14 protein-coding genes are annotated in these 22,029 nt (G+C 59.0%); 7 read left to right on the forward strand and 7 right to left on the reverse strand.

Annotation, left to right across the window (positions count from 1 at the left end):
• Nucleotides 1-41 precede the first annotated feature (41 nt).
• From TBK1r_RS11255 to TBK1r_RS11285, 6 genes are all read right to left on the reverse strand, one after another.
• Nucleotides 42-4,484, reverse strand: coding sequence for a dockerin type I domain-containing protein (locus TBK1r_RS11255; protein ID WP_145210199.1), 4,443 nt, complete (start codon nt 4,482-4,484; stop codon nt 42-44).
• Nucleotides 4,485-4,770: 286 nt separating this feature from the next.
• The gene (locus TBK1r_RS11260; RefSeq protein ID WP_145210202.1) at nt 4,771-6,717 is read right to left on the reverse strand and encodes an outer membrane protein assembly factor BamB family protein; all 1,947 of its coding nucleotides are present in this window, start codon (nt 6,715-6,717) and stop codon (nt 4,771-4,773) included.
• Between the two features lie 110 nt (nt 6,718-6,827).
• Nucleotides 6,828-7,787, reverse strand: a complete 960-nt coding sequence (locus TBK1r_RS38510; protein ID WP_419581227.1) for a hypothetical protein — start codon at nt 7,785-7,787, stop codon at nt 6,828-6,830.
• 255 nt (nt 7,788-8,042) lie between these two features.
• The gene (locus TBK1r_RS11275) at nt 8,043-10,325 is read right to left on the reverse strand and encodes a serine/threonine-protein kinase (RefSeq protein ID WP_145210211.1); all 2,283 of its coding nucleotides are present in this window, start codon (nt 10,323-10,325) and stop codon (nt 8,043-8,045) included.
• A 131-nt stretch (nt 10,326-10,456) separates the two neighbouring features.
• Nucleotides 10,457-11,026, reverse strand: a complete 570-nt coding sequence (locus TBK1r_RS11280; protein WP_145210214.1) for an ECF-type sigma factor — start codon at nt 11,024-11,026, stop codon at nt 10,457-10,459.
• A 154-nt stretch (nt 11,027-11,180) separates the two neighbouring features.
• On the reverse strand, nt 11,181-11,801 hold the full coding sequence (locus tag TBK1r_RS11285; protein WP_145210217.1) for a class I SAM-dependent methyltransferase: 621 nt from the start codon (nt 11,799-11,801) through the stop codon (nt 11,181-11,183).
• Nucleotides 11,802-12,073: 272 nt separating this feature from the next.
• Here TBK1r_RS11285 and TBK1r_RS11290 point away from each other — a divergent pair, with 272 nt between their 5' ends.
• The gene (locus TBK1r_RS11290; RefSeq protein ID WP_419581228.1) at nt 12,074-12,964 is read left to right on the forward strand and encodes a hypothetical protein; all 891 of its coding nucleotides are present in this window, start codon (nt 12,074-12,076) and stop codon (nt 12,962-12,964) included.
• Between the two features lie 32 nt (nt 12,965-12,996).
• On the forward strand, nt 12,997-14,847 hold the full coding sequence (locus TBK1r_RS11295) for a hypothetical protein (RefSeq protein ID WP_419581229.1): 1,851 nt from the start codon (nt 12,997-12,999) through the stop codon (nt 14,845-14,847).
• A gap of 159 nt (nt 14,848-15,006) precedes the next feature.
• Here the strand turns inward: TBK1r_RS11295 and TBK1r_RS11300 are convergent, their stop codons facing one another.
• Nucleotides 15,007-16,020: a hypothetical protein gene (locus tag TBK1r_RS11300; protein WP_145210222.1), complete on the reverse strand. Its 1,014-nt coding sequence runs from the start codon at nt 16,018-16,020 to the stop codon at nt 15,007-15,009.
• Nucleotides 16,021-16,327: 307 nt separating this feature from the next.
• Here TBK1r_RS11300 and coxB point away from each other — a divergent pair, with 307 nt between their 5' ends.
• From coxB to TBK1r_RS11325, 5 genes are read left to right on the forward strand one after another with little or no spacing between them, the layout of a single operon-like run.
• The gene (coxB, locus tag TBK1r_RS11305) at nt 16,328-17,275 is read left to right on the forward strand and encodes a cytochrome c oxidase subunit II (RefSeq protein WP_145210225.1); all 948 of its coding nucleotides are present in this window, start codon (nt 16,328-16,330) and stop codon (nt 17,273-17,275) included.
• Nucleotides 17,272-19,812, forward strand: coding sequence for a cytochrome c oxidase subunit I (gene ctaD, locus TBK1r_RS11310; protein ID WP_145210228.1), 2,541 nt, complete (start codon nt 17,272-17,274; stop codon nt 19,810-19,812). Before coxB ends, ctaD begins: the two co-directional genes overlap by 4 nt.
• Nucleotides 19,773-20,219: a transmembrane prediction gene (locus TBK1r_RS11315; RefSeq protein ID WP_419581230.1), complete on the forward strand. Its 447-nt coding sequence runs from the start codon at nt 19,773-19,775 to the stop codon at nt 20,217-20,219. Before ctaD ends, TBK1r_RS11315 begins: the two co-directional genes overlap by 40 nt.
• Nucleotides 20,219-20,893 (forward strand): cytochrome c oxidase assembly protein, encoded by a 675-nt coding sequence (locus TBK1r_RS11320; protein ID WP_419581231.1) that lies wholly within the window; start codon nt 20,219-20,221, stop codon nt 20,891-20,893. The genes TBK1r_RS11315 and TBK1r_RS11320 overlap by 1 nt, the downstream gene beginning before the upstream one ends.
• Nucleotides 20,890-21,960 (forward strand): c-type cytochrome, encoded by a 1,071-nt coding sequence (locus TBK1r_RS11325; protein ID WP_145210234.1) that lies wholly within the window; start codon nt 20,890-20,892, stop codon nt 21,958-21,960. The genes TBK1r_RS11320 and TBK1r_RS11325 overlap by 4 nt, the downstream gene beginning before the upstream one ends.
• Nucleotides 21,961-22,029: the final 69 nt, after the last annotated feature.

Genomic DNA, 22,029 nt, shown 5'->3' on the forward strand with positions numbered 1-22,029 from the left:
GTGTCAGACGCGCTGAAGGATCGCTTCGTTCGCCGATTGGCTCAGCCGAACGTTTCGCTCAAATCACCGAACAAGTCTGCGATCACCGCATCAACATCGATCGGATTCTCCGCTTGTTCAAACTCCCGTACGTTTACACGACGTGCCGAAACCGTGTCTTGGGCGATGGCCGCGACATCATGTCCTCGGCCTCCCTTCAGATCAGCGACGTCGGCGACCAAGGTATTGAGAATCGAAACCTCGTCGTCGCCCTCGCCCATTCGCAGAATCAAGTCATCTCCGACGTGCACCGAGTCCATGGCCAGGTGGTCGCTTCCATCTCTGCTGTGGATGATCAAATCATCTCCGATCGAGACATTTTGAATCACGATCCAATCGTCGCCTTCGTTCGTCTTGATGATTGCGACATCGCGTATCATCGTCCCGCCATCCAAGACGACACGGTGGCCATAACCGCTGCTTTCATAGTGGAGATCATCGCCAACGGTCACGCCCATCAGCCGGACCGAATTGCCATGACCGTTGACAACCAGATTCAGATCGTCGGGAATGACCGCCCCTTCGAAAAGAAAGACGTTGTTGTTGCCGCTCGCTCTGATGTGCAGTGCATCACGGATCCCCACTTGGATGGTCTGTCCGGCAGCCGAAAACTCCAGAATGCCCGGTGCGACCGTCCTCACCGTCGCGATCAAATCATTGCCGGTGACTTCAATCCGTGGGCTGTTTCCACGATCGAGTTCAAAGCGGGAGAGTGTCCCCCCTGTGACTCCGCCGCCGGGGTCACCGGACCCGCTCGATCCCTCTGCGACGACGAAGAACGCACCGAGCGACGTCAGCAACTCGCCGCCAAGATTGACTGAAAGATCTCGGAATCCGCCGAGGGCGCCCTCCATCGCGGTGACCGTCACGTCAATGGTGGAAGCATCGACGATTAGCACATCGCCGACGGCGACGCCGTTTCCGGCGTCAACCAAGATATCTTCGCCGATCAAGTTGATGCCCGACGTTTTGATCGTCAGGATCGTCGGCGTGCCCACGACGACACTGGATGGGGAGACAGATGTGATCGCGGGACCGCTGGAGGCAGACGCGACAAAGATTCCGTTAGCCAACGTCTCCGTCACGCCGCCGGTCGTCGTGGTGATTGGATTGATACCGATCGAAGCATCCGAATCAATGGTGTAATGAACATTCAGCGTCGTCGGCGAGACAACCTCAACCGTATCAACGGTGATGCCTGATCCAAGCGACACGATCGTGGACGCATCCCAGTTTGTTAGAATTCCCTGCAGCTGAATCTGCCCGGTTGTGCCGGCGGTCAATTCGAAAGGCACCGCGCTGAGCAACGTGTTGGTGGTGGCTGCTCGCCCGACCGAGAGAACGTTTAAACCGCTAGCAAGCTCATCGAATGTCCCAACACTCGTTTCCGTTCCTGCGTTGCGACTACCGTGCGAGGCCGCCGCATCCACCGTGATGGAGGCTGTCAGACGGGTCGGTGAAGCCACGTTGACGTCGTTGACCGTGATCCCTTCACCAAGATCGAGTGTTGTGGAACCCGAAACAAAATTGGTTCGGCTGCCGATCAACTCGATCGTCACACTGCTGCCCGCCGGCACGGTCGCCGGATTGACCGTGACGATGGTCGGCTTCAGCGTACTGTTGAGCAAATTGAAGACCGATGCCTCGAAGTTTGCTGCGTCGCCCAGATTGATTTCATCGCGAAAGAAGAAGCCGCCGCCCGTTTCTCGCGCGATGGTCGAGAAGATCTCCGTCCCCGAGGTCAAACCGGCCAGAGGGCTGGTCGTGACCGAGAACTCATACGATCCAGGCGTGGTCCCGGAGAGGACCAAAGCGTAGGTCCCGTCGATTGCAGTCGGTAAATAGAAATCGTCGGCGCGATCGCCGAAAAATGCGCTGGTGATAGTGTCGCCCGACGGCGAACGAAACTCAAGCGTTACCGGGGCGTCAAATTCACCATTGAGCACGTATCGCCGATCTGCCAACAGGTCGAGCGTGAACCAGTCGGAATCACCATCGCTGTTGATTCGCCCATTGACAAATCCCGATCCCGAAAGTGAGACGGCCTCGGCAAGTGAATTGCCGTGGGCATCAAACTCGAGGATTGGATCCCCAATGATTTCAACACCGTGATCGGGTTCGGCCAGGCCATCGCCTGGTTTGCCGGTCAACGCGGTAACCGCCTCGGTCCGGTCCACCGATATTCCCCCAGAAACATACTCGGACACCGCCATAATGGCTTCCTCCGGCGAGTCGACACCGCGCTTCCCGGACGCCGATTGCAAGTCGTCCGGGTGGATGAATTCGCCCTCAAAACCCGATGGCGTACAGTCGCCGGTCAAGACAAAGCTGACTTGAATACTCTTCGCCTTGGCTTGCTTGAGAGCACGGCTGATGGAGACATCGCTTCTCGGCGCGGCATCTGTCGCGATCAGGATCGACCCGCCGTTGGCCACACTTTGGACTGCCTGCAATAATGCCTGGCCACTGGCTTCGGGACAATCGCCGCCCCCCGAGGCCCGCAGGCCGCCGATCGCGGTGGTGACCGCGGCCGCATCATCTGACACGATGACCTGACGCACCGAATCCTTGAAAGCCAACACCTGGAACACCGGTGACTCCGAACCGCTGGCCGCGCTGCTGGTCACAAATCGCTGCATCGCCGCGATCACACCATTGATTTCTTCGCTCATGCTTCCCGTGTCATCGATCAACAATCCGAATTTGATCGGATCCAGCGAAAGCGTGCCACTCCAGTAATACCCCAGCGCGCCGCCCGGCGTTGCCGGCGCGTCGGTGTCTTGACTTTCGACGACCCACTGGATCGTACCATTGTTTGCCCCCGATATCACCGTGTCCCAATCGCTCTGCATGGGCGTGTACGTGTTGGTCGTCAATTCGGGACTGTTGAACAGCTCCTTGGAAAAGTCGGAGTTGAAGAATTTGACACGAAATTTTTCCGGGTTCACCGTCGTGCCTGTTCCGCGATACTCCCAATCGAAGGTCGGCGGAGTCGAGGAGGTGAGATCGGAACCATCGACCGGCATCATCGGTGTGGTGGAGATCCGGTTCAAACCAAACACTTCGCCATAACGGGCTCGCGTCTGGGAATCGGCCGATGCGGCCAGGGCCTCCCAGAAATCGCCGACATCCAACGGCCCTCCGGAAAGGCCGCGTAACAGGCGATTGACCTGTAGATGTCCCAACGCCACGTTGTCTTGGGGTTCACCGGTGTTCCCCGCGTCGGCCAAATCCCACAGCGTTGCGGCCACGGACATCTCATTGTCCTCCCCGGAAAAACTGCCGGTCTGGTGCCAGGTTTCGATGTTATCGCTGATGGGCGGCGAGACATCGACCGTATCGTCATAGTTGAGATCGCCGGCCAACGGGACACTCAACGAGATCGACTGCTGGGAAGCCAACGAAAAGTACGTCGCGTAGCCTTCTGAAAACGAGATCGCCGTCCCGACGCTTTTCGTATTGGACGGAACATCCGCGTTGTTTGAATTGTGTGAGTGAGCCGCTCCAATGACATTGTTGGTGATCAAGCTCTTGTAAACCGCGTGCCCATACTCATGAATGATCACGTCCCAATCGGAGGCGTCGCCGGACACCAATTCGATGGTCGTGCCGAACTGGTGCGTTCCAAACGTGGCGCCGGGAAACGCCGATACGACCGTTGAGTCGGATGCAGTGTTTGGCGACAGTCGAACGGTTTGTTTGGGAGGATTCGCGCCATTGAGACTGCTGGAAAAGTCCCCGCCGACGACAATCGCATGATGCACACTAAAAGCACGTTCTGCCGCGGTTGTATTGCCAATCGTCAAGTTGACGGGGACCGACGCATTGGCGACCGTTGGGACCGCCGTGGCGGTGCTCGCGGTATAGGGCGCATCAGAGTTGGCGGGGTTGACGACCGTCGCATACACCGACTCCGCGACGACCCGGACGATCACGTTGGGAGCCGGATTGACATTGTCGAAAGAAAGATCCGCCTTGTAATTGCCACCATTGCCGGTCGTCGCGGTCGCGATCAAAGACAGATTTCCACCCGAATCCTGGGACAGAATCTCAACCCGAGCCCGCGGCAGCGCGTGGGTCCCCCCAGCTGTGTCGGTCCAGCGAATCGTGCCACCCACCGACGCAGTCACCACCTCGCCTTCGGCCAATACGTTGATCACGCCCAACGCATCGACCGGTGTGACCCGCGAGTCACCGTTGGTGTCTGGGTACAGGCGGCGAGCGCCGGCGTCTCGTGAGACGGATTCCGACTCGACTCCGGAGGCCATCCGCCCCAGATAGTTGACCACGACCAAGGCGTCGATCGGTGAAACCCGTTGATCGGCGTTGACGTCCATCGGGTTGTCCCAATTCGTCATGTCGGCCGCCAAGAGCTCTCGATCCAATAGACGCTCCAGCAATAGTCTTCGCCGTTTTGACATTCCAATCGCTCGTCGCAGTGCCATCTCATTCTCCTTCTCGTCGAAGTGAAACTACCTAACGCACCACGGCAGTAGACACGACCCCCTCCGAAGGGTCAAGCGAGAGTCCACCACCCTCCCGCGTAAATTTTTGCTCTGCGAAAATGAAACCAATCAGTCCGATCTCAAGAAATGTCCCCCCGAACGCATCGACTTTCTGCTCAGGTCCTGCAATCGAGCGGCCACGTCGCCCATCCTTCGTGGCGCGTCGTCGATCGGGTCAATGGTCCTCGAACTGACGAAGCGTCCTCCGCCTGACGCGATGAATCGACTACTTCGACGCGACGTCGTAGCAAAGCAACAGACCTTGGTCGCGGATGTAGAGCTTGCCATTGGCGACAACCGGATGCGCCCAGGCGGGGACGCTGCTGCGGTCGGGTTGGTCGAAGCGGCCGCGGACGATGAGTTCGTCTCGCGAAGGTTCAATCAGCAAGATCTCTCCCTCTTCGCCACGCAGGTACAGACGCCCATCGGCCAACAGCAACGATCCCTTCGGCCCCTCGCGGTCACGCCACAACGTGTCGCCGGTTTGGAAGTCCAGGCAGGTCATGATGCCGCCACCATTCCCTCCGTTGGCTCCATAGAGACAGCCATCGACGACAATCATCCCGCCGTGATGGTTCTGCATTCTGGTGGTGAAATAGACCTCCTCGGCCGTGATCTTGCCCTCGGAGTCCTTGGTCAACTTCACCGCACCTCCGCCGCTGCCGTAAGCGGACGCCGCGAACACCAAACCGTCTTGATAGATCGGTGTGGAACAGTTGATCCCCATCGCATTGGCCGGTGCATCGTATTGCCAAAGCAGCGTGCCGTCGTCGGCCGAGACACCGATGAGCGACTTGGCGGTCAGTTGAACGTATTGTCGTTGGCCTTCAAAATCGATGGCGATCACCGAGGAGTACGCCGCGCCCGAGCGGGCACCGCCCCTTCCACCGAAACCGCCCCTTCCACCGAAACCGCCTCTTCCACCGAAACCGCCGCGGCCTCCGAAGCCGCCCGGACGTCCGCCGGCAACATTGAAGGTTCCTGGATTGGTTTGGCCATCGGCGAACCCTTGATCGGCCAACCAAACCTGCCCCTTGGCATCGGTCCAAGGCGTTGACCGGCCGGCGTTGATGCGAATGGTCTCGCTCGCCTTCGCCCCGTCCCCTTGCGGAACGATTTCAATCGCTTTGATGGCCGGATTCTCGACCTTTCGCGTGAACGTGATGTTCAGCTCGCCATCGGTCACCTCGACCGGAACCGATTCGACATAGGCCTTTCGCGGTCCGCTAGCCTTCGCCCAAATGTCAAAGTCCTTGAACTCTCGGCCTTCGACGTTGAACGCAAACACCCGTTGACCGGCCTCGGTAATGCCGTTGTACGTCTCGGCAAAATAGAGCTTGGCGAGGTAGTTTCCGTTGGGAACCTTGTAGGCAAAACCGGTCATGCCCCAATGCTCACTCTGAAACAATTCTGCGTTCTCGGTGCCGCTGATTTCCGGTGCGGATCCGCCCGGTCCGCCACGCTGCGGTGCGTCGCGTTGGGGAGCTTGGTCGCGAGCCGGAGTCTCCTGACGCGGGGTTTCCTGACGAGTTGAACGATCCCCCTGTTCCTCAGCGGGTTGATCGGGCATTTGGCTTTTCCAAATCGTCTCTCCCGTCAACTTATCGAGCGCGACGATCATCGCATCGGAGGCCCCCGGTGTGCAGATGACTTGGTCGCCGTCGACGAGTGGTGATTCGCGGTAACTCCACATCGGCAACACACCGCCGAAATCATCGACGAGACTTCGTTGCCAAACGATGCGGCCATCCTCCGCATTCAGACAGGCGACGCGTCCGCTCATGCCGATCACATACAACCGCTCGCCGTCGACGGCGGGAGTACATCCGGGGCCTTCTTTCGACTGCGGCACGCGTTGGTCAACCGCATCACCCAATGACGTGAACCAAATTTCCTTGCCGTCGCTTTCAGAGCGTGCCCAGACGATTTCTTTGCCGTCCCGATTGCTCATCCCTAAAAGCTTGCCGTCGGCGACCGCCGGTGCGCTGTCACCGCCGCCCAGTCCGTCGACTCGCCAAGCCAACGGCGGACCGCCCTCGGGCCATTGCTGCAGCAGTGCTCCTTCTTTCGAGATTGCATTTCGTTCCGGTCCCTGCCACTGCGGCCAATCGGCGGCCAAACCGATGACACCGGAACAAAGGAAGAACAGACTGGCGAGGTACAACTTGAGCATGGATTCAATTTCCAGGGAAGAGAGAAAAAGAGGTCGGGGGAATGGTTCGCTCGGCCCCCCAGGGTTTATCCGAGCAGGGTTTATCCGAGCAGGGTTTATCCGAGCAGGGTTTATCCGAGCAGGGCAGAATCCAAGACGATCCAGCGAAACGTGACGAGCGTGCAAATCAAGCACCCCCACCACGATGCCAGTTGGGCGCCTTTGTATTGACGGAGAAAAAACAACAGCAACAGACTGGCCAGTACGCTGATCAGCTTGAACGCGGTCAGGGAGTCGCCGTTGAGCAAGATTTGATTTCCCAGCGGATTCATCTCATGAAAATGAGTCTCCGTCGATTTAATCGTCGTCCAAAACAAGTCGATCATCGAGAGCAGACTGATCAGCACCAGCGATTCAACGACCGAACGGGTCGCATCGGGCGACGCATCGATTTGAGTCCAGCGATGACGACGTGGCGGTGAAGTGGTCAGCAGATGCCCAAAGCTGAAGGCGGCGATCATCATCGCGGCAACGGTAAACACATAAGATGTCCACGCGGCCCGGTTGGTGGACGCGATCTCGGAGGCGGCACTGGCATCGGACTCGGCATTCTCGGCTAGAAAGGAATCCATCACTTCCTTCAATCGCCGAGTCGTTTGAGTGGACGGTGCGTCATCACTCCAGAGGGAATTTCGCAATTGCAGCCCGTCGAACTGACCGAGGGCAAAGGTTTCGAAACGTCCAATCTCAGAACGGCTCAGTTCTCCGTTGCCGTCTTCGTCGAGTCTCGGGAACAGAAATCGGTGGGTCTGTGGCAACTCCAGCTGCGTCAGCCCGAGGCTGTTGTCCGAGTCGCGATGAATGAACCAATGCATCAGTTCGCCGGCTGGCGGAGCCGATTGGTTTCGGCTCCATTCATCACGCCTCCAACCGAACCGGTCAGCGGAAAAGTCCCGGTCGCGGAGCCACTCGGGGCCGGCCGAATCGCTGGGCCTGATCGATGCGTCGCCGACCGAAATCGATAACGGATGCTGCGCCTGTGCGGTGATGCTGATGAAGGCGAACAGTAGAAACGATTTGCATAAGTTCATGGTCAATTCCCTTTCTAACGTCCCACGGCGTTTGGCGTCAGACGGCAGGACTGCCCACCGAGCATCACCGGCCGATGTGTCCCAAATGTGGCCGAAAACCCTGTGCCGATTTCCATTTCCGCTTTGCCGCGAAAATGGACCTCACATCAGGACTCAAGCCTCTACTTGGTTAATGCGTAAACCACACGAACTCGGGGCCAGGCAAAACGGTGCAGAAAAATCGAGCGTCAACCACTCAGCGGTCGGCGAAGCTGCTCAACCCGAAATGCGTTCATCGGCAAAGCGTTCCATCTGCTGCATTCGGGGGTCGTTGGCCGGTGTATGCCCCTTCACGACGATACTGGCCTCGCGGTGATGTAACAGGAATTCGATCCAGTCGATCCATGGGATCACCGGCGAGCCCTTGGACTGGCTGACGCTTTCATCGAGCAATCGATCCAGCAGTGCCTGTGATTGCTCGAACGAACCAACGGCATCCTCCGCGTTGCCCGTTCTGTGGTGAGCGATCGCGAGCAGCGGATGGGCGATACCGCGTCCGAACCAGCTCGCCTGATTCGATTCCTGGAGCCGCTGGAGCGCGCGTTGATGATTTCCGGCTCGCAAATGCGCCCAACCGGCGACGTAAAGGTTTACCCCGTAGAACATCTCGGCGTATTTCCGTCGTCTGCGATCCGATTCGTGGTTCGGCTCGGAGTCGTCCGGGTTGGGCATGGCAGCGAGCATCTGCTCGACACGATCGGCCAACTCTGCGGCGGCTGATTCGGTGACGTCACCGACCAATTGGCCTCGCATGGTCACGGCCATGGGATCGTCTTTTTCAACGCGTCGTAATTCGTTGCTCAATTTGTCGTAGGCGGCAGATTCTCCGGCAAAGAACAACAATTGTGGCACACCCGACAATTCAGCCTGTTCGATCGGGCAGCCGATTTCGACCGCTTTTGCGAAATCAGCCGCGGCCGCATCCCAGCGGCCGAGTTTTGCATTGAGCCCGCCTCGCTCCAGCCAGACCAAGAAGTATTTCGGCAACACGCCTGTCGCTTCGGTGTAGGCCTGATAAGCCTCTGACCAGCGTTGGGCGTCGGCATTGGCTCGCCCCGACGCCAGCAGAACGGTGGTCGAATTGAGCCGATCGTTGAAGCGTTCCAATTCGAGCCGAGCGGCGTTGGCAACTTGCTCGGCCGCACGTGCTTCTTCCAACGCGATCTCTTTCTCATCGCGTTCATTGATCGCCGTATGGGCTTGCCAGACACTGACTGCGGTTCCCAGAAGCAAGGCACAGGCGACAATCGAAGCGGTCGAGAGGCCGACCTTGTTTCGCCGGGCGAACTTGGAGAATCGGTACCATGTCGAAGGCGGACGTGCTTCGACCGGTTGGTCGTTCAGGAACCGCGAAACGTCCTCGGCCATCGCGCCGGCGGTCGAGTACCTTCGGTTTCGATCTTTGTCCATCGCCTTCATCACGATCCAATCCAGATCGCGTTTCATCGCCGAGGAGAGCGTGGCCGGGTCGAGCCGTCGATTGACGGCGACGGTGCTTGCCAGTTCGTTGTTCAGCGTGCTCAGACGAGTGCTCGGTCGCGGCGGATCCTCGTCGCGAATGATCCGTCGCAGCTCATCAAACCCCGCGCTTTGCAGCCGGTCCGGGGCAAACGGCGTCGAACCGGTCAGCACTTCATAGAGCAACACGCCGAGCGAATAAATGTCGCTCCGCGTGTCAACATCGTCGGTACTCATCGCCGCCTGTTCGGGACTCATGTAGGCCGGCGTGCCGACCATGGACGCGAACCGCGTGTAAATCGTTTTGACAGTCAAGCTCTGGCCGATCGCCTTTGCCACGCCGAAATCGATGACCTTTGCCAGCGGCTGACCATCCTGAAGTGTGACGAGAATATTGGACGGTTTCAGGTCGCGATGGATGATCCCTTTTTGGTGGGCGTGCTGGACGGCATGGCAGATCGTGACAAACAGCTTGAGCCGCTCGGACATGTTCAACTGATGGTGGTCGCAAAACTCATTGAGCGGGACGCCGCGCACCAGCTCCATGACGAAATACGGTTGCGCCGTCTCCGTGACACCGGCTTCAAACACCCGCGCGATGTTGGGATGGTCCATCAAGGCGATCGCCTGGCGTTCGGCCTCGAACCGAGCCAGCACTTCTCGGGACTCCATGCCCGGCTTGATGATTTTGAGCGCAACCCGCCGTCGGACCGGTGCCTGCTGTTGAGCCACAAAGACCAATCCAAATCCGCCTTCGCCGATTCGCTCCATCAACTTGTACGGTCCAACCATCGCCCCGGGGAAAAACCGAGTTGTGGCGACACCGACATCATCACTGACCAGATCCGTTGACATCCAGGCGGCCCCGACCGGACGGTCGACGGGGTTTTCCTCCCGATCGTTCTCACGAAGCAAGGCGCAAACGGCGGTCAATAGTTGCTCGTCGCCGTCACACGCACCCTCGATATACGCGGCCCGCTCGGCCGGCGATTCGATTTCGAGGGCGTGAAAGAAGATCGACTTTTCGGTGGCGACGGCCATGATGTTTGTACAAATCCAGGAAAGATCCGCGAACGCTATCGTGTGGACGCCGACTCGTTGCCTGCCCGGCGGCGAGGAATCGCCCCCACAGAATACAATGCGGATTCCAGCATTAGCCGGGGCCACCCATTTTAGTTCCCCTCGCCCAAATTCAGTTCACGGCCGAGCCATGCCCGGGCGAATGCCCAATTTCGTTTGACCGTTCGCGGGGACATGCCGAGCGTTTTGGCCGACTCCTCGACCGATAGCCCGGCGAAGTATCGCAATTGGACCAGCTTGGCCATTTCCGGTTCACACTCGGCGAGTTTGGTCAGGGCGGCATCCAGATCCAGCAATTCATCGACGTCGGCCGATTCGACGATCGCATCGACTTCCGCGATCTCCAGCCGCTCGCGGTCACCGCCACGTTTATAGCTCTGACGTCGGCGAGCGTTGTCGATCAGAATGCGGCGCATGGCCTCGGCCGCCGCTGCAAAGAAGTGGCCACGATTGTCCCATTGCCGGACATCCTCGTCACCCACCAGACGCACGTACGCTTCGTGAACCAGCGCGGTCGGTTGCAACGTCTGCCCCGCCGCTTCCTTGTCCATCTTGTGCCCCGCCAGTCGCCGCAGTTCGGCATACACCAGTGGCAACAATTCGCCGGCCGCCGCGGCATCGCCGGCTTCGATCTGATGGAGGATTCGGGTAACGTCTGACACAAGAATCGATTTGCAGGAGGCAAGGCGGTCGCACGTCAATCGTTGACGTCCGCGAAGTGTATCGGCAGTTGTTGATTCTAGCCCACTTCGATGTTGCTCGTTGCTGACGCATTGGCCCTCACCAGATCGCGTTGATTTCGGAACGTCGATTCCATCAACCGGCACTCCTGCGAATCACGCAGAACCAGGCCAGCGGTCCGCCCTCGCTGAACGGCGACTGGTGCGGATCACGGCGGGTTTCGAATCGGGCTTGCCGGATCGATTCCACCTGCCAGTCGTCTGCGAAGGCGGCGTGGATTTCGGCTTGTGAAATTCGCCGCGGTCCGTCACCCGGCGGTTCCAGATCGCTGAAACAGATCAGGAACAATCTGCCGCCCGGTTGAACGACCCGCGCCAGAGCGTTGACATAGTGTGCGCGGTCCTCGTCGGAAAAGACGTGGAACAAGCCGCAGTCGATCGCCGAATCGAAAACGTCGCCCAATTGGTCCAAGCGGAGCGCGTCCATCACCCTGAACGCCGCCGGCAGCCCACGCGCCGCTGCTTTTCGCTTTGCCTGGGCGATGGGGTGTTCAAGAAAGTCGATACCGGTGGTCGGGTGGCCCCGCTCGGCAAAGAAGAGCGAGTTCTCTCCGGTTCCGCAGCCGACATCGAGCAGTCTGCCGGTGATCTGTTCGGCAGCCTCGACGAAGACCGGTTGCGGTTTACCGATATCCCACGGAGCACTACCGTCATAGGCTTGCTGAAAGTGCTCTTTGCTGGGAACGTTCTGTGCCATCGACGCATCCTTTTCAGTACATGGTCCAACTCGATCGTATCGGCCGCCACACGGCCTGTCGAATCAAGCCCGCATGCGTCAGCAAGGGGCCACGAGGCGTCCCTTCGCTGACGCGTCGCGTCTAACATCATCGCGTTAACTTTAGAACATCGACTCAATCGACAGACCGTACAGCTGCCGTCCTGAGACATATTCTGGATCAGGGATTACAATCGTCTGCCATCAAGAATTGTAGCGTCACCCACAAGCACCGCGTCTCGCCCAGGTCGAATGTGAACGAATCGAATCCGCACCGATTGCCGATCGCCTGCCTCCGGCTGGGAGCCTTTCTTTGCTTTGCCGGTTGGACTTGGGTGCACTATTATTGGGAAGGTCCTTATGGTGTGCTGCTCTGGCAGGATGCCACGTACGACCTCGCCACACGACTGGGACTCTCCTGGGACGAATTTGTCGGCACGGGGGCCGATGACGGTTTTGTGCAGAAGTGGATCGCTCGGATCTGGTGGCTGTACCTGGCCTGCACGCTCTTGACGATCACGGTTCGCAAAACGTCCTGGGTGCAGATGTCCGGGCTGGTACTCGGTAGCGGGCTGCTGACCTTGCTCAGCTACGCCAGTTACGTCGCCGCACAACGTCAACTGCCGATGTTCATCGAACATGGGGGCCAGATGTTGATCCCGTTGATTCTGGTCATGGCGCTCGCCCTCGGTGCGGGGCATCGGGTCACGGTGACGACGGCGGTGATCGCCTTGATCATGACCTTTGCCGGTCACGGCTGTTATGCGATCGGATTTTGGCCGACGCCGGGAAACTTTTATGCCATGACGACGTTGATCCTGGGCGTCGAGTATTCCACAGCACAAGTTCTGCTGCGAACCGCCGGCGTGCTGGACCTTGCCGTCTGTGTCGGAATCTGCATTCCCTACTTGCGTCGCGCCAGCGCGTTGTACGCGACCGCGTGGGGATTCTTGACCGCCATCGCTCGCCCCGTCGCAGGCATGTCTTGGGGGCTCAACTATTGGGGGGCGGATCAATTCCTGCACGAAAGCGTCCTCCGGGCACCACATTTCGCCATTCCGCTCTTCTTGTTTTTATTGTGGCGAAAACCGGGCGAGAAGAAAGTCTCCCAAGGTCGGCAGGGGGCGTCTGCTGAGTTACACTAGTCCCGCACCACTCTGATACGACAGGCACACGAATGAATCTACAACCATACAAAACAGCCGGGCTCTGCTGCCTGGTGTTGCTCCTGGGTTTGACTCCGGCGATCGCTCAACAAAATGCCCAACGACGACCGCGCCGCGCCGTCCTGGAAATTCCCGAAGTCGAACGCAGCGAGGTGATTTGTTTTGCGCTCTACACGGTCCACGACAACACGCTCAAGTTGACCGCCCAACTCTATCCGCTTCAGTCCGGCGAGAGTCGAACCGTTCGGCTGGAAATCGAAACCGACGGCAACTGGGTGGAAGTCGCACGTACGAACGTCGTGGAACCCGGCTGGACGGCGCCGTTTCGAGTCGAGAATTGGGACGACACCCGAGCATCCAACTATCGGGTCGTGCATGGCGCCGAAGCGACGTACGAAGGCGTCATTCGCAAGAACCCCGTGGACAAGGACGAAATCGTCGTCGCAGGCTTTACCGGCAACTCGATTCAACCGGCCCATGGCGGCGACATCTCACGCCAGGACCTGATCGACAATGTTCGAAAAGTCGACGCCGACGTGCTGTTCTTCTCCGGCGATCAAGTCTACGACCACAACAAACACCTCGCCGCCTGGTTGAAATTCGGGCGCGATTTCGGCGACATCATCAAGGATCGCCCGACGCTTTGTCTGCCCGATGACCACGATGTCGGCCAGCCCAACTTGTGGGGCGAAAGCGGAAAGATTTCCACGCTCAGTGGCAACGCCGACGGCGGCTACCGCCAACCCGGAATCTATGTCCAGGAAGTCGAACGCGCCCAGACCAGCCATTTCCCCGATCCGGTCGACCCGGGAAAAATTGGTCAAGGCATTGGCGTCTACTTCACCAATTTGAATTGGGGCAACATCGACTTCGCCATTCTGGAAGACCGCAAGTTCAAAACCGGTCCGGCAGGCCGCGTGCCCAAGCAAGGACCGCGCCCCGACCACATTCGCAATCCCGATTACGATCCGGACAGCGTCGATGTCGATGGTGCGATCCTGTTGGGGCAGCGACAGTTGGATTTCCTGGACCGCTGGGCCCAGGACTGGCGTGACGCGAGCATGAAAGTTGCCCTGTCGCAAACCATCTTCTGCGGTGGTGCACACATCCACGGCAGCGCCAACGGTCGGTTGCATGCCGACATGGATTCCAACGGCTGGCCTCAAACCGGACGAAACCGTGCGTTGCAGACACTCCGCAAAGCTTTCGCGTTTCACTACGCCGGCGATCAACACTTGGCCACGATCTTTCATCATGGCATCGACGAACATCGCGACGCCATCTGGTCGTTTTGTGTTCCCTCCATCGCCAACCTGTATCTCCGCTGGTGGGAGCCGCTGGAACCGGGACAAAACCGCGAACCGGGCAGCCCGGAATACACGGGAGACCATCTCGACGGCTTTGCCAACAAGGTCACCAATTACGCCGCAGCCAACCCCGAAAAAATGCCGGCTGGCAACGTGCTGAACACACGATCGGCCGGATTCGGCATCGTCCGTCTGAACACCCAAACGCGTCAGATCACGATGGAATGTTGGCCGCGGAATGTTGACGTGACCGATCCGTCGGCAAAGCAGTATCCCGGCTGGCCGCGTACGATTTCGCAATTCGACAACTACAATCCGCCGTCGTGGGGAAAACTCGGTGAGTTGACCTTTGATGTCGATTCCCCCGTCGTACAGCTCGTCGACCGCGACAGCAACGAGATCCTTTACACGGTTCGCATTGCCGGAAAGACGTTTGTCCCGGCGGCTCCCAAGGACAAAACCTTCATCATCAAGGCTGGCAAAGACGCACCCGAAACGATCGTCGTCAAAGACGCCAAGGTGGGTGGTGCCGCGCAGTCGGTGAGCTTGAAGTAGACTTGCCCGGCCCGGTGGGACACTGCGTTGAACCGCTGATCCTCGTTTGAGATCAGCCGGTTCGCGCCGGCGTCCGGGCCTCACCATCATCTCAACCCCGCGGCGGCCCGTAGGCTCGCGCCAAACGGCTGATCGCACTCGTGCCGCCGTCGGACGGCTTCACTTCTCGCTCAGCGGCACGTCCCGAGAGTGCTGGTGACACGCCTTGCAATTGGCAGAGATTTTGGCCAAGAAGCGACGCGCCGTTGCCGGGGGTTGGGCGTCGACCGAGGCGGACTTCGATGCCCAGGTTCGTAACGCCGCTTCCAGACCTTCGGCGGCTTGCTCGGACTCACGCAAGTAGTGCCGAAACAGGTCCGATTCCTTCAACACGTCGTCGCTACGCAGCAGTTCGGTGAAGTGCTCGCGCATCAACAACGCCTGATGAGCGGGATGCAGGTCGGGATGGTTCGCTGGAGAACGCCATCCGGCCTCGGCGATCTGTTTTAAGTGTTCATGGGTGTGCTCCATCGCCACCATTGCTTCCGCCATCGGGGGCAGATCAACGGACTCGGGGAATTCCACCGTCAACTCGTCCAACAAGGCGGTTTCTATCGGTGTGACGACACGCGCCGATTCGTACAGTCCGCGATAGTGATGACTGGTTCCGGCCAGCTGCAGAATCGCAAGACTCTCGGACCGGGGAATCAATCCGGCCGCCACACAAGCGACACTCGCTGCCGCGGGGCTGCGATGCTTTCCGTGGTGGCAGTGAATGTAGATTTTTTCTTCGAACCCTCGAACGGCTTTCGCCAATTCCTTCACACGCTCGTCCGGAATGCCATCGTATCCGTGCGGCAGATGAATGTAGCGCAGTCCGTACTTTCTGGCGGTTTCCACGTCCGGCTTCATCCCATCGACGCTGATCACGGTCTTCACCCCGAGCGACTGCAACTCCTGAAAAGCGTTTTCATCGCCGGGCAACCCACCGGAGATCACGTTGGGATGCACCTGGATCGGATTCGGCAGGTGTTGGGCAGCGATTCGCCGCGGTGTCGTCAGCTGTTCACCATCACTCTGTGCGGTTGCTTCTCCACCGGAGTTGCCGGCGTGAAGCTGGACATTCGATTGCAGACAGCCCAACAGCGACACCAAACCCAATGTCCGGGCGATCCAAGCAGTGATCCTGTCCATCCACAATTCTCTCAAGCGAAAGCGACTCTCATCAAACAGTCTGGATTGTATCTGCACATCGGTCGGGTAGGGCGTGGTGGAGCCTATGAATGACTCCAAGCGACCAGATTCTCGAACCAGACCCCGCTCCTCGCAACCTGCGACTGCGGCGTGCCGACGACCGGGCACACGATTTGCGGTCCAGCCCGATTGAAGCAATCCGGCGAGCGTGTAGACCTCGATCTGCATGGCTCCTTTCCCGGTTCGTCTACGCCAGCGCCTTGGTGGCCGATTTCCTTGCAACTTGGTTCCTTTCCAGCCAGCCCTTATGAGCTTCTTGTTGATCGGCGACCTTTCACAATCGACGCTCGATCCGGCGGGACACGGGGCTGCGCAGATCGCGGATCTGTTCCTTTGGATGCTCGGCGGCGGCGTGTTGATTTGGTTGATCGTCGTCGGATTGGCCGTCTATTCGGTCGTCGTGCCTGGCGGCCACCGTCCACGGCTGACCAAGACATTGGTCATCGGGGGTGGCGCCGTGTTTCCGACGTTGGTGCTGACATCACTGCTGTGTTATGCGCTCGCGATGCTGCCTGAATTGCATCGGCCTCCGCCGGAAGCGAGTTTGACCATCGATGTCAGCGGGGTGCGTTGGTGGTGGCGCGTGGGATACCGAACCGGCGAAAACCAACGCGTCGAGACGGCCAACGAGATTCGTTTGCCGGTCGATCAACCGGTTGAATTTAAATTGACCAGTGAGGACGTGATTCATTCCTTCTGGATTCCGGCTCTGGGGGGAAAAGTTGACATGATCCCCGGCCGAGAGACCCGCTTGAAACTGCATCCGAATCGTGTCGGTACATTTCGTGGCGTGTGCGCCGAGTATTGCGGTACCGCTCATGCACAGATGGCCTTCGATGTGCTGGTGATGTCGCAAGCCGATTTCGAGCAATGGCTTCGCAGCCAAAAACGCGACGCGAGTGAACCGTCCGGCCGGGCCGCCACGGCGGGACGCGAGTTGTTCCACCGCAAGGGCTGCGGCGCCTGTCACACGATTCGGGGCACCGACGCGGGCGGACGAGTCGGCCCCGATTTAACCCACTTCGACAGCCGGCTCAGCTTGGGCGCGGCCATCAAGCCCAATGATGCGGACAACCTGCGGCGTTGGATCAGCCGTACCCACGATGTCAAACCAGGCGTGCAAATGCCCGCGTTCGAAAGGCTCAACCAAGACGAACTGGATTCGATTGTCGCTTACCTGGAGCAACTGAATTGAATACGGACGCACCCGGCGAAGCATCCGACGACGACCGACTCGATGTCCGACTCGATGACCGAGCGAAACGGTTGCTCGACGCATGGCGCACCCCGACAGGTTGGCGGTATTGGACGGCGGTCAACAACTCGGAAGTCGGCTTGTGGTACGTGGTCGCCTCGTTCACGTTCTTTCTGTTCGGCGGAATCCTGGCGCTGTTGATGCGCATCCAACTGGCGCTGCCGGACAATGATTTCTTGACTGCCGATCAGTACAACCAAGTGTTCACGATGCACGGCAGTGTGATGATGTTTCTGTTCGCGGTGCCGATTCTAGAAGCGATCTCCATCCTGCTGTTGCCCGAAATGCTCGGCGCACGCGATCTGCCTTTTCCCCGGCTGTCCGCATACGGGTTTTGGTGTTTTGTGATCGGCGGCGTCTTTGTTTGCGGATCGATCTTTTTCGGCGTCGCGCCGGAAGGCGGTTGGTTCATGTATCCGCCGATGACGACGGAATACCAGACCGGCGTGGGCGTCGACATCTGGCTGCTGGGACTCTCGTTCATCGAAGTGGCGTCGATCGCGGCGGCCGTCGAATTGATTGTGGGCGTGATGAAATGCCGCCCGCCGGGGATGCAGTTGAACCTGATTCCGCTGTACGCGTGGTACATCCTGGTCGTCGCCGTGATGATCCTATTTGCGTTTCCGCCGTTGATCGCTGGCGATTTGTTGATGGAACTTCAGCGGTCGCTCGATTGGCCCTTCTTTGACGCATCGCGTGGCGGCGATCCGCTGTTATGGCAACACCTGTTTTGGATCTTCGGTCACCCCGAAGTCTACATCGTGTTTCTGCCGTCGATCGCGTTGATCGCCATGATCGTCCCGACCTTCGCCCGCACGCCGATGGTCGGTTACGGATGGATCGTGTTGGCTGCGGTCGGGACGGGTTTCCTGAGCTTCGGTTTGTGGGTGCACCACATGTTCACGACGGGGCTGCCGGCGATTTCGATCGGTATTTTTTCGGCCGCTTCCCAGGCGGTGGCGATTCCGACCGGGATCCAGCTGTTCTGTTTCATCGCCACGTTGCTGATCGGACGCGTCACCAAATCGGTGTGTTTGCTGTTCACGTTGGGCGGGTTGGCAACGTTTATCATCGGTGGATTGACGGGCGTCATGGTCGCCGTCGCCCCGTTCGACTACCAAGCCCATGACACGTACTTTATTGTCGGACACCTGCACTACGTCCTGATCGGCGGCACCATCTTTCCGATCGTCGCCGGCGTCTACTACTACTATCCCGCCGTCACCGGAAAACAGCTTTCTGAAAAACTGGGGCGGTATGCGTTTTGGTTGATGTTGGTCGGATTCAACGTCAGCTTCTTCCCCATGCACCTGAGCGGTTTGCTGGGGATGCCACGCCGCGTCTACACCTACCCGGCGGAACTGGGGTTGGGGACGTTGAATCTGATTTCCACGGTGGGTGCGTTCGTGCTGGCGATCGGATTCATCGTCTTTCTCTATGACGTGCTGCGTTCCAAAAAGAACCAGCCCCTCGTACCGCGAAACCTCTGGAATGCTGGCACGCTGGAATGGTTGGGTGAAGTGCCCGATAAACCCTGGGGCGTGCGGAGCATTCCGATCGTCGAAAGTCGATACCCGCTGTGGGATCAGGAGGATTTTGTCGAAGACGTCGATGCCGGGCGGTTTTATCTACCCGATGCGGAAGAGGGGCTGCGGGAAACGTTGGTGACGTCGGTGGTCGATGCCAAGCCGATCCAATGCCTGCGGGTTCCGGGACCGACATTCCTGACACACTTTGCCGCGATCTTTACCGGCGGCGTTTTCATTCTGTCAACCTACCACTGGTACGTTGCCGCAACGATCAGCGGCGTGCTCGCGTTCATCACGATTCTGGTCTGGCTGTGGACGGGCACCGCTCCGATTCCGGAAAAACAGGAAAAGGACGTGGGACGCGGTTTGACGCTGCCGATTTACGTCTCGGGATCCAAAGCAGTCGGCTGGTGGGCGATGTTCATCACCATGCTCGGTGACATGACCGCCTTCATTTCGCTGGTCTTCGGGTACTTCTTTTACTGGACCGCCCACGACGACTTTCCGCCGAATGGATCGAGCGGCCCCGGGTGGATCTGGCCCTCCGTCGCCATGCTGACGATGCTGCTCGCCTACTTGGCGACGTTGGCCGCGCGACGGTGGAACCGACAGGATCACGCGGTGAGGTTCTATGGGGCGATCGTTTGCGGCGTCGTCCTGAGCATCGCCGGCGGCCTGGCTGTGCTCTACGGTCCGTGGACACATCAAATGGATCCGACCGCCCACGTCTATCCGGCAATCGTGTGGGTCTTGGCGATCTGGACGGCGCTGCATGTGGTGCTGGGGGTCGTGATGCACCTGTATTGTGCCGCGAGACGCGCCGCCGGCCGGATGACGGCACGCTGTGACGCCGACATTGTCAATGTGACGCTCTATTGGCATTTCCTGATGTTAACGACGGCGATTACATGCTTGGTGATCGCCGGATTCCCGATGGTGGCGAAGTGATGGCGATGACCGAAACGAGAAATCGCGATGAGATCTACAAAACGGATCATGTCACATCGATCTGGTGGATCGTTGCCGCGCCTGCGGTCTGGGCGGTCCATTTCTTGGCAAGCTATTTGACCGCGGCGATCTTCTGCGCCAAGTTCGCGGACTCCGATCGCTCGGCCGGTGAAGTTCAGTTGGCCGTGATGGCGTACACCGTGGTGGCGATAATGATCATCGCCGGCGTCGGCTGGTCTGGTCGTCGTCGGCATCGCGACGGCCATGATCGCAGCCCGCACGATGGAGCAACTGCCGCCGATCTTCGTCGCATGATCGGACTGTCGACCTTTCTGCTGTCGCTGCTGAGCGCGGTCGCGACGATCTTCACCGCCCTGGTGTTCTACTTCGTGGGGACCTGCCACTGATGCGTTTGTTGATCTGGAATCTCGGTTGGGTCATTTTGACCGCGGCATGGATGGGACCACTTCCCGACATGGCGCGGCACTCGTTTGCTGCGCACATGACATTGCACATGCTGATCGTCGCGATCGTCGCTCCGATGCTTTCGCTCGCGGCTGCCGGACGCCGCTATGACCCTGTTCGCTTTTGCCCCGCGTTCTTCGCGCCGGTCCCCGCATCGGTCGGAGAGCTGATCATCGTATGGGCCTGGCACGGGCCGGGACTTCACCATTGGGCCAGACACGAAACGGTCGGATTCGTCGTGGAACAGTCCATGTTCCTGGCCGCCGGCGTGTGGGTTTGGCTGTCGGCATTCGGAGGCGGGCAGCCACGAACCCGGCAACGCAGTGCCGCCGGAGTCGTCGGTTTGCTGCTCACGTCGATGCACATGACCTTGCTCGGTGCGTTGCTTTCCCTTTCGCCGCGATTGCTGTTTCACCACCCGCACGGGTTAAGCGGATTGTCGCCATTGGAAGACCAACATCTCGGCGGGGCAGTGATGTTGGTTGTCGGCGGCATCGTCTATCTGGCAGGCGGCATGGTGTTGACGGGCGATCTGTTGCGTGGTCGTTCGGCCGAACCGCCATCGATGCAAAATGATACCGCGACGCGTGCGTCGGCTTTGGAGGCATCCATATGAAAGACTTCTTAAAGAAACTTGTGTTGCTCGGCCTGGTCTTGGCGACGATTGGAGTGATCGTCTTGGTTTCCGGCATCGTGCCCGTCAAAGCCAGCAGCGGTCATTGGCCGATCACTCGTTGGATGCTTGGTTTTGCCAGCGATCGTTCGGTTGCGTTTCACAGCACGGGGACGGAGGTTCCATCGCTGGACGAACCCGGCATGTTGACGTTGGGCGTGGGCATTTACCAATCCAATTGCAAATGGTGCCACGGCTCACCAGGCTCACCGATGCCGCCGGTGCCAGCCGCGATGACACCCGCGCCGCCCTACCTGCCCGATGTGCTGCGTGACTTGGATTCCGCTGAGATGTTCTACATCGTCAAACACGGGATCAAGTTTACCGGAATGCCGGCCTGGCCGACCCGTCAGCGAGACGACGAGATCTGGCCGTTGGTCGCGTTTCTGCGGCAGTTCAGCCAAATGAGCGACTCCCAGTACCGGGACTTGGTCGACGTCGATGAAGGCACCGCTGCACCAGAAGTTGTGATCGAACAATGCGCGATTTGTCACGCGTCCGACGGGATGGGACGCGGCAGTGATCGTGTACCGATCCTTGCCGGCCAAAACGAAGTCTACTTGCGGGAATCGCTACAGGCCTTCGCCGAGGGCAAACGATACAGCGGTGTGATGGAACCGATCGCGGCGCGGCTAAGTAAGCGAGAGATGAGCGACGCGTCGAAGTGGTACGCAAGTCAAACCATGACGTCGCAGGGTCGGTTTGACTTAGACGACGAATCCGTTCAGACGGGACGAAGATTGATTTCGCAACACGACGACACGCTGAAAGTAGCCGCCTGTTCGAAGTGTCATGGTCAGGAAAACGATCCGTCCTATCCCGTTCTGGCAGGACAACCCGCCGAGTACTTGAATCGTCAGCTGGCGTTGTTCCGAAACCGATCACGATGCGGAGGCGGCAGCGGCAACCTGATGCACTCCATCGCCGACGCCCTCGACAAAGATCAGTCACAGCAAATCGCCAGCTACTTCGCTTCCCTTCGTCGCGAGCCGATCGAGTCCGACCCATGATCGTCACTCGACGTTGATTTTCGACTGCGCTACTGGCACGACAGTTGCGTAAGTGCCAATCAACTTGGA

It is taken from the genome of Stieleria magnilauensis, assembly GCA_007753675.1.
Classification (GTDB): domain Bacteria; phylum Planctomycetota; class Planctomycetia; order Pirellulales; family Pirellulaceae; genus Stieleria; species Stieleria magnilauensis.